At 60.5% G+C, this 11000-nt stretch carries 10 protein-coding genes and 1 pseudogene; 3 read left to right on the forward strand and 8 right to left on the reverse strand.

Translation table 11 applies throughout. The annotated features are described in order from the left end of the window. Window positions 1–4 precede the first annotated feature (4 nt). The 5 genes from ACJYUO_RS18130 to fba form a co-directional block, all read right to left on the reverse strand. Window positions 5–643: an NAD(P)-dependent oxidoreductase gene (locus ACJYUO_RS18130; protein ID WP_494346754.1), complete on the reverse strand. Its 639-nt coding sequence runs from the start codon at window positions 641–643 to the stop codon at window positions 5–7. Between the two features lie 152 nt (window positions 644–795). Then, on the reverse strand, window positions 796–1182 hold the full coding sequence (locus ACJYUO_RS18135; RefSeq protein ID WP_494346738.1) for a DoxX family protein: 387 nt from the start codon (window positions 1180–1182) through the stop codon (window positions 796–798). An 840-nt stretch (window positions 1183–2022) separates the two neighbouring features. Then, on the reverse strand, window positions 2023–3060 hold the full coding sequence (locus tag ACJYUO_RS18140) for a 2-hydroxyacid dehydrogenase (RefSeq protein ID WP_494346739.1): 1038 nt from the start codon (window positions 3058–3060) through the stop codon (window positions 2023–2025). Between the two features lie 4 nt (window positions 3061–3064). Continuing rightward, window positions 3065–4573 (reverse strand): FGGY-family carbohydrate kinase, encoded by a 1509-nt coding sequence (locus ACJYUO_RS18145; RefSeq protein WP_494346740.1) that lies wholly within the window; start codon window positions 4571–4573, stop codon window positions 3065–3067. Continuing rightward, window positions 4570–5574, reverse strand: coding sequence for a class II fructose-bisphosphate aldolase (gene fba / locus ACJYUO_RS18150; RefSeq protein WP_494346741.1), 1005 nt, complete (start codon window positions 5572–5574; stop codon window positions 4570–4572). Before fba ends, ACJYUO_RS18145 begins: the two co-directional genes overlap by 4 nt. Window positions 5575–6011: 437 nt before the next feature. Here fba and glpR point away from each other — a divergent pair, with 437 nt between their 5' ends. Then, the gene (glpR, locus tag ACJYUO_RS18155) at window positions 6012–6770 is read left to right on the forward strand and encodes an HTH-type transcriptional regulator GlpR (RefSeq protein ID WP_494346742.1); all 759 of its coding nucleotides are present in this window, start codon (window positions 6012–6014) and stop codon (window positions 6768–6770) included. 249 nt (window positions 6771–7019) lie between these two features. Here glpR and ACJYUO_RS18160 read toward each other — a convergent pair whose 3' ends face one another. Next, window positions 7020–7718 (reverse strand): class I SAM-dependent methyltransferase, encoded by a 699-nt coding sequence (locus tag ACJYUO_RS18160; RefSeq protein WP_494346743.1) that lies wholly within the window; start codon window positions 7716–7718, stop codon window positions 7020–7022. After that, window positions 7718–8665, reverse strand: a complete 948-nt coding sequence (locus ACJYUO_RS18165; RefSeq protein WP_494346744.1) for an NAD(P)/FAD-dependent oxidoreductase — start codon at window positions 8663–8665, stop codon at window positions 7718–7720. Before ACJYUO_RS18165 ends, ACJYUO_RS18160 begins: the two co-directional genes overlap by 1 nt. Window positions 8666–8883: 218 nt before the next feature. On the opposite strand from ACJYUO_RS18165, the gene ACJYUO_RS18170 reads away from it, so the two are divergent. After that, complete coding sequence (locus ACJYUO_RS18170; protein ID WP_494346745.1) at window positions 8884–9273, forward strand: helix-turn-helix domain-containing protein; 390 nt, start codon at window positions 8884–8886, stop codon at window positions 9271–9273. Window positions 9274–9732: 459 nt separating this feature from the next. Beyond that, window positions 9733–10884, forward strand: a complete 1152-nt coding sequence (locus tag ACJYUO_RS18175) for a tyrosine-type recombinase/integrase (RefSeq protein WP_494346746.1) — start codon at window positions 9733–9735, stop codon at window positions 10882–10884. A gap of 21 nt (window positions 10885–10905) precedes the next feature. On the opposite strand, the pseudogene ACJYUO_RS18180 reads toward ACJYUO_RS18175, so the two are convergent. Next, a pseudogene (locus ACJYUO_RS18180) lies at window positions 10906–11000 on the reverse strand (IS5/IS1182 family transposase); the annotation flags it as partial.

The following is an 11000-nucleotide window of genomic DNA, read 5'->3' on the forward strand; positions in this document are numbered from 1 at the left end:
CCGATCAGTACCCGGTTCCGAGGTAGGTATGCACCGCGTTCGCCTCCTCGAGTTCGTCGGCGAAGGCGATCGCGAAGTCTTCCATCGTGATGTAGCTGTCTCCCTCCTCGTCGGCGACGAGTTCGCCCGCAGCGGTGCGATACTCTCCGGTTCGCTCGCCGGGTTCGATCATCGCGGCCGGCGCGAGGTAGGTCCACTCGAGGTCGTCGGCGTCGGTGAGAATATCGAAGGCGTCGATCGCCGCTCGCGCGACCGGTTCCCACTCGTCGGGGAAGTCATCGCTCTCGATGAGTCGCGTCTCGGGGCCGATCCTGAGCCCGCCGGCGCCGCCGGTCCAAACGAGCCGGTCGACCGAGGCGCGTCGCAGCCCCTCGATGGCGGACTTCATCATTGTTGTGAGGATTTCGGGGGACTCGTCGTCGCTCGGTCCGAGCGCGGACGCCACCGCGTCGTGACCGGTCGCGAGTTTCGCGATATCGTCGGCGTCGGTCGCATCGCCGGCGATCGTGACCAGTTCGGGGTCCTCGAGGCCCTCGATCGTCCCGCTGCGCGAGACGCCGGTCACTCGGTGTCCCCGGTCGAGTAACTCGTCCGCGATTCGGTTGCCGATGCGTCCGCTCGCGCCCAACAGCAAGACGTCCATGGACTCGCTCATCGCGTGTTAGTAGCGCCGATGGCGCAATAGCCCTTTCCCAACCAGATTCCCTTGCGGGTTTCGGCGGGAGACAGACCCAAAAGAGTTAGGTCCGAATCGATCGAATCGTATCAGCTATCATCGCCGGTACGCGGCCGCCGTTACGTTTTGCTTGCTCGCCGGAAGAAGGCGATCGCAGCACCGAGAAGTGTTAGGTTCTGCAGGAACGAGGTGAATTCCTCGTCGCGCGATTCCGAATCGACGGCCCAGAAGTCGTGCATGACGGGCGTGACTCCCGCGAAGAACGTCGCGATGCTTCCCGCGGAGAGCTTCGGGGATTTCCAGAAGCCGATTCCGAGGCTGCCGCCGAGGAGGAGTCCGCTCGAGGCCGGAACGAGCGTCTCTGCGAACGGAACACCCTTGGCGTCGGCATAGGCGATGCGCCCGTCAAGATTCATCAGATTTCGAACTGCAAGTAGTGCAAGCCCACCTGCAAAGAGGAGTCGGCCGAGCCGAGACGGCGTGCTATCGTCCGTCGTTTCAGACATCACTGTGTTCGATGGCTTCCGTCGAGTTAACTCTTCTTTTCCCGAGGCAACTGTGATGAGTCCGAATACCAAGATATTTTCTTCTTTCTTAAATTCACTACCGTATTCTCCGGGCGATTGGACCCGGATACCCGACCGCAGGATCGGTGCCGGCGATACCGAACCGCTCGAGTCTCGGTTCGGAGCCGGTTCTGCTCCTCTCAGTCGAGTCAGACTCGACTCCACACTATGCGTCAGTTCCGCGTTCGACAGCGTGGACTGAAGACTGACTGATCCAGTCCAGAATTTTATATATCAAAATCGTGTCGACAGTGACGATCGAAATCCGCTATTATGCTAAAATGTGTCTCCTTTGAATGCTGTTCGAGTACTCTAGGTGTCCGCCTAAAAAGTGCTCAGCTATCCACCGACAACGGGGTCGAAAATCCGATCGTCAACTGGATCGTCAGCGGTGAGGGGATATCGTTCTCGGTCCGTCCTCAACGAGAGAGACAACTAATTAGCAATTCTGGCTGCTTTTAGGTCGTTTTTGCACAACCTCGTACTGTCGCTCTTCGCTCTCAAACTGTTCAGCACCGCGATGGAGAATCCATCGTTCGATAGCTCGAACCAGTCATCTTTGTGCGGATGCGCCGTTACTGAAGATATCTCGGTCTGCAGACTATTTACCAGAACAATAGCTGTTCGAATACTTTTTCGATACTCAGATACCTCGCTCTGCCTGAATTTTCACCTCTCGAAAATGATATACATATAAGTAATACGAAACTCGAAGTCGTTCAGTGCGCCACCGGCCTAGCCTCGAGTCACAGCGGCGAGTGTGGCGACGAAATTCGGCGCTTACCGGTCGGCTTGGACGACGTGTGCCGGCGTTTCGTCGTCGAGGTAGTCCTCGAGTTGCGCGGCGATGATGCGGGGGCCGCCGAGGACCGCGTCGCGGGTCGAGCCGGCCACGTGTGGCGTCAGGACGACGCCGTCGAGGTCGAACAGCGGGTGTCCCTCCGGAATCGGCTCCTCCTCGAATACGTCGAGGGCCGCGCCGGCGATGCTCCCGCTCGAGACGGCGTCGACGAGGGCGTCGGTGTCGACGAGGCCGCCGCGGGCGGTGTTGACGAGGTAGCCGTCGGTGTTCATCTGCTCGAACTCTTCGCGTCCGATCATCCCCTCGGTGTCCTCCGAGAGGCGGACGTGCAGCGTGACGGCGTCCGAGTCGCTCAGAAGTGTCTCGAGGGCGGCCGGCTCCGCGCCGGCTTCGCGGATGTCGTCGTCGTCGACGAAGGGGTCGTAGACGAGCAGTTCGGGGTCGAACCCGGCGAGTCGGCGAGCCACGCCGCGGCCGATGTGGCCGAAACCGACGATCCCGACGGTCGTCGTTCTGACGTCCGGCGGCAGCTGGTCGGGATCGAAGACCTGGTTCCACTCGCCGTCCGAGAGGTCGGCGTGGGTGAACGGAATCTCGCGGAGCCGCGAGAGCAGCATCGAAACCGCATAATCCGCGACGGCGTCTCGGTTGCGGCCCGGCGCGTGTAGGGCCGTCACGTCGTTGTCGGCCGCCGCCTCGAGGTCGATGTTTTCGGTCCCGCCGCGAGCCGCGGCAACGAGCGAGAGGTCGGCACCCTCGATGAGTTCACGCGATACCGGCGCTTTGTGTACGACGAGGGCGTCGACGCCATCGAGGTTCGCGGCGATCTCGTCGGTATCGTAGCTGCCCGGTCCGAGCGACTCCATGTCCATCGTGACATTGCGGAACTCGGTCGGCGACGCGTCGCCGAGCCAGTCCATGCGGTCGAACGTCACGCCGTGTTCTTCTAACCCGCCGAGGGCTTCGTACATGTACTCGCTTGGCTGCTGTGGGTCCCCACAGAGTAGTACCTGCATCGAGCTATGATTTTTCACCAACCGTCTTGAGTGTTTCCCACGGCTGCTCCATCGCGTCGCTCACCTGTGAGAACGTGTCGGTAAGCGTTCGGTATCGCGGTTCGGTCTCCGGATTCGGATCGTATTGTGCTGCGGTCCCGATCGTCCGCTCGACCGCCGTCTCGGCGTCGGGATAGACGCCCGCGGCGATGCCGCCACAGAGCGCTGCGCCGAGCGCGCCGGTCTCGCGCTCGGTCGGAATCGTCACAGGGAGCGTCGAGATGTCGGCGAACATCTGCGCCCACGCCTCGCTCTGTGCGCCGCCGCCGGTCAACCGAACGGACTCGAGGCCGGTCGTTATCGACTCGAGTGCGCTCGTCTGCGTGACGGCGATGCCCTCGTAAATTGCCCGAAGCATGTGTGCGCTCGTGTGCTCCAGCTGGAGCCCGTAGAACCCGCCGGTGCTGTTCGGGTTGTCGGTCGATCCCTTGAGGAACGGGTGAAAGAGTAACCCGTCCGCCCCGGGTGGCACGTCCGTCACTGCTTCCTCGTAGACGACGTACGGCGAGACGCCGCGCTCGTCGGCTTCCCGACGCCAGTCGCTACCGCAGTTCTCGACGAACCATTCGACGCAGGCTGCCCCGGATCTGATGCCCTTGTAGCGAAGCCATCCGTCCAAGTACCGCCGTGGGAGGCCGTCGTCGCCGTCGTCAGACGACTCCAAGACGGCGACGCTCTGTCCCCACGTGCCGAGGATCTGTAGCCCGTTTCCGGGCTCGACCACGCCCGCGCCCAACGTACAGGCGGCGACATCGTGGAGTCCCGTGGCGACCGGGGTGCCCGCCGGGAGGCCGGTCCGGGCTGCCGCCGTCTCCGTGACCGTCCCGCAGACGCCGGTACTCGAGTCGATCGGCGGGAGCGCGTCGAACGCAGCCTCGATGCCGAGGTCGGCGAACACCCGCTCGTCGTACTCGGGGCTCGGTCCGTAGAACACGCTCCCCTCCGACGGGTCCGTCGACCGCTCGCCCGTAAGCCGGTAGGTGAGCACGTCTTTCGAGAACAACACCGTCTCGAGGCGGTCGTACGTGCTCGGTTCGTGCTCGCGGAGCCACACGAGGAGGCTCAGCGGATCGGCACCGAACGGCGTCCAGCCGAGTCGGTCGACGACCGAGTCGCGGACCGCCGGGGGCTGCTCCTCGAAGGTATCGAGAGCGCGGTTGTCGGTCGATTTGATGCCACAGACCGGCTCTCCGTCGGCGTCGAGCCCGTAGAGTCCGTGCCCGTGGCCGGCGACGCCGACGCCCGCGATGGCGTCCGTCAGGACGGCCTCGTGCTCGAGGACCGAAGCGATCGTTTCACAGACGGCGTCCCAGAGTCGGTCGTGGCGCTGCTCGTCGCGACCGCGAGCCGCCTCGACCGTCGGCGTCGCCCGCGACGCGCTCGCGAGTTCGCCGCCCGCGTCGTCGAACGCCGTCGCCGTGATGTTGGTGAGGCCGGCGTCGACACCGACGAGGACGGGGCGCGCGTCACTCATGTGTCGGCGTGCATCGTCTTCCCGGCGCTTCGGGTCAGTTCACAGAGGTCGCGCATGACCGACGCGATGCGATCCCGGGCTTCCTCCGAGACGACGTGGGGATGGAACGACGCCTTTTCGGGCTCCCAGTCGCTGTCCGCGAAGAACCCCTCCCGGTCGTCGTCGACGCCCTCGGGCGGCCGAATCGCCTCCGCGTGTTCGTGGTAGAAGTCCGCGGCCGTCCGCGCGAACTCGTACTGGTATCGCGTATTCTTGTTGAACTTACAGACGCCGGCCTCGAGCAGTTCCTCGATCCGTTCGTCCGAGAGCCCGGACGCGCCGTGGACGACGAGTGCGGTGTCGTGACCGGCGTCGACGAGCGCGTCGTTGATGTCGGCGGCCAGATCCGGGCGGACATCGAGGTCGCGGCCCGCGGCAACGCCGTGTTGGGTGCCGATCGACACCGCGAGGAGGTCACACCCGGTTCGGTCGACGAACTCGACGGCGGCCTCGGGGTCGGTATAGAACGCCTCGTCGGCGGGCGTATCGGTACTGCCCTCGACGCCGGCGATCCGTCCGAGTTCGGCCTCGACGAGTACGTCCCCGTCGACTCGGTCGACGGCTTCGGCCGTCAACTCGACGTTCCGCTCGAACGATTCCGCGGAGGCGTCGACCATCACCGAGTCGGGAACCCCGGAGTCGACCGCCGCCTCGAGGAAATCGAAGCTGTCCGGCAGGTGGATATGATCGATGTTACAGAACACTTCGATGTCGTAGCGTTCGGCGAACGTGTCGAGACACGCCCCGAAGACGCGAACGCCGAGCGCCGGATCGCCGTCGCCGAAGAAGGCCGCTTCTTCTTCGCCGAGCTGGACGACGAGATCCGAGTCGACGCTTGCGCTCCCCCGCAGGAGTCCGACGAGGATATCGAAGTGCGTGACGTTGCTCGCGAAGAACCCGTAGCTCCCGTCTCTGGCCTGTGCGTAACACTCGCGTAGCGTCGGTGCGGACTCGCGTGACATACCGGGTACATACCGGCGGGATCCCTTATCGTTACCGTTCGAACGACGCTCTCGAGGCCGTGTCGTCTCGTCTTGCCATCTCGTCTGGCCACTGAATGGGCCTGGCAATGCCATTTGTACGTTAGAGCCGAATTTTTATTTCTGATTAGAACAAGAGATACCATTCCCTGTATGGGGGAAATGAACACAGCTGTTCGAAAGCGATCGAATCGGTGGTTGCCTCGAGTCGCAGTATTGTCTCGTTTTACCCAGCTGTTTGCTAGCCTTCGATTGGAGATTTACAAAAATAGGGTAGTAAACAACTCCGCGGAATAGATCTGATTTCTATATATTAATCCAACCCACTGATACACAAAATATCCGGTTCGATCGCGATACCGATGTCTCCAGCGAAACACACCGTAAAAGTATATCCCGCCGGACCCGATTGGTCCCGTATGCTCCCGAAACAACGACAACAGACGATCGTCGATCTAGTCAACGACCGGAACGGCTGTTCCGTCGACGAGTTAGCCGACGAGATCGGCGTCTCGGCGGCGACGATCCGTCGCGATCTCCGCGATCTCGAGGAACGGAGTCTTATCGAACGGACCCACGGGGGCGCGACGCCGGTCGTCAGCCACGGGAAGCCCTACGAGAAACGGAAAGTGTACAACATCGACCAGAAGCGTGCTATCGCCGAGCGAGCCATCGAGGAAATCCACGAGAAACAGGTCGTCTCTTTCGACAGCGGCTCGACGCTCATCGAGGTAGCGAAGCGTGTCCCGTCGGAGCTGTCGATTACGCCGGTCACTCGAATGCCCGCGATCGCGTCCGAACTCTCCGAACGGGGCCACGAGGTGCACCTCACCGGCGGAACGTACCAGACCGAGAGCCACTCGTGTGTCGGGCCGTGGGCGGAAGAACGCGTTCGACAACTGAACGCGGATCTGCTTTTCTTGGGCACCGACGGAATCGACGAGGAGGGAGTGACCGCTCGAGACGTCCAGCAAGCACAGAGCAAGCGTACGCTAATTGCCAACGCGAAACGTATCGTCCTCGTCGCTGATCACTCAAAATTTGGTGACAAACACGCATTTCAGTTCGCGTCCCACTCCTCGATCGATTCGCTCATCACCGACGCGGACGTCTCGCAACCGATCCGCGACGAACTCGCTGCAGCGGGGGTCGAAATCGTCGACAACGCGGACTCGTGACAGCGGCGGTGAGGCCTCATCGCGGTTGCATTCGAACGCCCGACTGTCGGTTCGCTCGGTCTTCAGTCCCCTGATCTGCCGGAATCTGCGTCCTCTGTCCGTCTATCGGGTGTCTCGTCCGATCATCCACAACCTCGGAGGATGGAATAACCCCGCTCAGCCGTTGAAGCGATTGGTCGGCATTCGTCAACGATTCCTATACCGGACAGCTAACGGTGCCCCGCAACACGAACATTCGACACATCGGGGTTATTGATCCTCTTGAGAGTCGTAAGCCGACTCTTCATCACTTCGTTCGGCGACCAAGACGCCCACCTGGTCATGCACACGCTCGACTGCCGTGACCACGAATCCGACAGCAGTGAGTCTGTCCACGAGCATCCCGACGGTAGCCCCATCGACCCCATGGTCAAATAGTGGTTCTTCAGGGTCGGGCGATCCGAAGAACATCGCATCACCGAGGACGAATCTACGCGCGCCCAGATCGGCGATGGCCTCGATCGCCTCGCATTTTTCCTCATCGGAGAGGTGGTGTAGAGCGAAATTCGAGACCACGATGTCGACGCGAGCATCGCGAGCGTCGGCTCGGGGCGTCTCCGACGACCCGGTGTCTACCTCACCGTCGTAGTGCGGGTCACGGAACTCACCGTAGCCGAACTCCACGTTCTCGAGACCGCTGTCGGCGGCCTTCGACCGGGCCTGTTCAATCATCCCGTCGCTGATATCTCGACCGACGACGTGACCAGCTTCCTCAGCCAACGCGAGCGCAATTAGGCCCGTCCCCGTTCCGAGATCGAGGACGACATCGTCGGGGCGAGGGTCAGCGAGTTCAATGACGAGTGAGGCGCATGCATTGTAGATCGGCTTCTCTTCGCTGCCGTGCTTGTCGTCGTAGTGCTCAGCGACCTGTGAGAAGCGATCGGCGAGGTCCTCGAGGGATTCGTCCATTATTGCCACCCCTGTTCGAAGTCTTCCGTGGACAGTTCCATATTCACGGTCGTGCCGACTGCGTATCCATCAGCGACGGCGGACGGGATAGACGGAGGACCCCCGCTAGAGGCGTCGCCAGCGATGAACAGCCCCTCGACCGATGTGAACCCCATTCCACGTTGAGACTGCGTTGCATCGACGAGCCCGGCCTGATTCACTTCGAGACCGAGCTGTTCTGGGAGCTCGCTGTGTTGCTCCATTGGCGGAGGGTAGAATAGCGCGTGGCGGGCTACATCGCGGCCATCCGCGAGGGCGATGCTTTCGAGATCGCCATCAGAGCCGTTAAGTGCGGTAATCGGTTCGTCTTCGATTTCGATTCCTCGCTCGACGAACTCCGACCGTGATTCTTCATCGAAGACGTCATGCCCATCAGTGAACACAACGAGATCATCGCTTAGGTTGTAGATGAGCTTCGCATAGTGGACCATGTGCTCGTCCGTGACCATCACGCCGAGGGGTTCACCACGAACTTCGTAGCCGTGGCAGTAGGGACAGTGATGCACGCCACTCCCCCAGAACTCCTCGAATCCGTCGATATCTGGAAGATTGTCCCTGACACCAGTTGCTAGTACGACCTTCCGGCTCGTGACGGTCTCACCGGAATCTAAGGTACTGGTGAATCCGTTGGTGTCTCTACTGACATCCGTTACTTTCGTCTCTCTGAATTCGCCTCCGTATTTCACAACTTCCTCACGACCGAGCCGACGGAGTTCCTCCGGGGGAATACCATCTCTCGTCAGATACCCATGGGCTTCAGTTGCAGGGCCATTACGCGGTTCGCCGTTATCACAGACCAAGACACTGCGGAGTGAGCGTCCTAACTGGAGGGCTGCACTCAAGCCCGCAGGCCCGCCTCCGATGATGAGAGCGTCGCATTCCAAATCCGCGCCATCAGTTATTTGCATGTCTAGTGCAATGAGGACGGCAGCAATAAGGTTGTCGCCATCGGCGATGAAAGTCGTCAAATGAATTGAATCGTGATTACATCGCCTATGGCGGAAGAATTCAATGGTGTATTCGATTTCGGTGAGTCTATACAATTGCTCAGATGGAATCGATGTCTGTAAAAGACTGCACTATTAGTGCAAACTTTATGTTGGGGTAGTACCAATCCTCGACAACAATGCCAGACGCCGTACAAAAGCAACTCCAGAATGAGCGGGAGTGGGAGGACCTTCTTGACAGTATGCTCGGATTGAACAAACTCGACAGAGGAGTCTTTAGACTGTTAGCGGAATCTTCTGAACCGCTTACTGTGGATCACATTGCAGAGTTCATCGAGAAAGAGCGGACGACCGCGTACCGTTCGGTCAAACGGCTCGAAGAGACCGGAGTTGTCGTGCAAGAACAGGAAAGTTGTCCAAAAGGAGGCTATCACCACGTGTATCGAGCCGCTGACCCGGACGAGATAGCGGACGAACTCCAACGAATGCTCAACCAGTGGTACGCTGAAACTGGACAACTTATTCAGGAGTTCCGTGATACGTATCCCGAAGACCATTCTCCAGAATAGGCCAATTTGTCTTCATATATGATATTTGGCAGCAGGACAAGACGAGAGGGAACAGCGGTCTTTGCGACGAACCTCTCAGTCGACCCAATGAAGTTGAGACGTTCTGGGGTGGGGTAGTTCACGCTGTTTTCGTGTATTCGATGACAGCTCACCGAGAGAGGTGGTTCATGCACCGTCAATATAAGCCATTCATGCCACAATTAGCCGTGTAACCATGCGAAAATGGCCCCATTCTCTGAAATTGTGTAATCATCCGCATCTCGGATTTGATATAGCATTAATTGGTTTATGAAGTTTGCTGGCGACAGCCCCGCGATATCGCTTATCTTGTTTGTCTACACGAGACAAGTAACTAAGCGGTAGTATTATGTGTCTGTCAGCATCATCGAAACGTACGAAAATGCGGCTCTTAGAATCGGTCCATGACGGAGAAAACAGGCTTCTCGAGCCGGTGAGAGCATGAGCCAGCGAGAACAGATCAACTGGTCTCGAAAGTCACTCGAGGAGCTCCAGTCATTTTGGAACGCTCATATCGAACCGGCCCTCGCTCGTGAGGGCCTCGACCTCGAGACGCGGCCGACCTACGAGGAGATCACCGACGCGGGATATTCGGGAATCGCGCGTGCGCTGCGCGAACACCACGACCTCACGCTCTCGCAGTTTCTCGCGACGGTCGGCTATCCGGGCCCCGACCCCGGCGAAGACCAGGGTTATGAGTGGGGGATCGACGACGAGACGACGATCCACGAGCTCGAGTTGTATCTGCACACCTACCTCGAGCGGTCGGGCCACTCCGAGACGACGATCACGTCGAAACGGTCTCGGCTCGCGCGGTACGTCCGGACCTATGCTGCCCTCCACGACGCCGCAAACATCGTCGATCGCGTTCGCGAAGACGATATCCCCCGACGCGACGAGAAACAGCGCGTTCGGGCGGTCTACGATACCTTCGAGAACGAACTCTCGAGCCCCGAATCGAAGTTCAAGCATGCGACTGACGTCCGCGTCTTCTACGACTGGCTCGAGACAGATCGCGACGCGGCGTACAACCCGGCGCTCGGCGCGCCCCACGAGAACCGCTGGAAGGGAGCAACGCCGGATGACGACGATCGCAATCCGCCTGCGCTCGAGGCCGCAGACGTCCGGGCGATGGCTGATGCGTGCGAGTCGGTCGAAGAGCGTTTGCTCGTCGTCGCGACGTGTGCATGGGGGCTTCGACGCGGGGAGGTCGCCGCGCTCTCGGCCGACCAGTTTAAACCGATCGACGAGGACGGAAGTTTCGATTTCGAGGCTGCAGACCCGCGAATCATCTTCGGCGACAGCCGAAAGAACGGTCCCGGACGCGTCTCGGTCCAGTACGGCCTCGAGACGCTCGCCGATCGGTGGGGCCAACTCGTCGACCGCGACGGGTGGAACGGCTATCTCTTTCCGAGCGCGATTGCCGAGAGTGGCCATCTCGTTCCGAATACGATCACGGCCCGGTTCAACGCACTCGCAGAGCGGGCTGGCGTGGGTGAAAAGGCGACGCCACAGTACGGGCGACGGTTCTGGTACCGCACGTACGACGACGCCGTGAAACGGCTCGCGGATCGGATCGAAGGGCCGTGGTGAATCGCCAGACGTAGCTTGATTTCACGGGTTCAGCGACTGCTTGATATTGTGAACCGCACACATCAGGACGAGTTCACGAAATTCTCCGTACCAGGTTCGCGCACGCACGGCGTCGC

The sequence above is a fragment of the Natrinema sp. CRL1 genome (assembly GCF_059162405.1).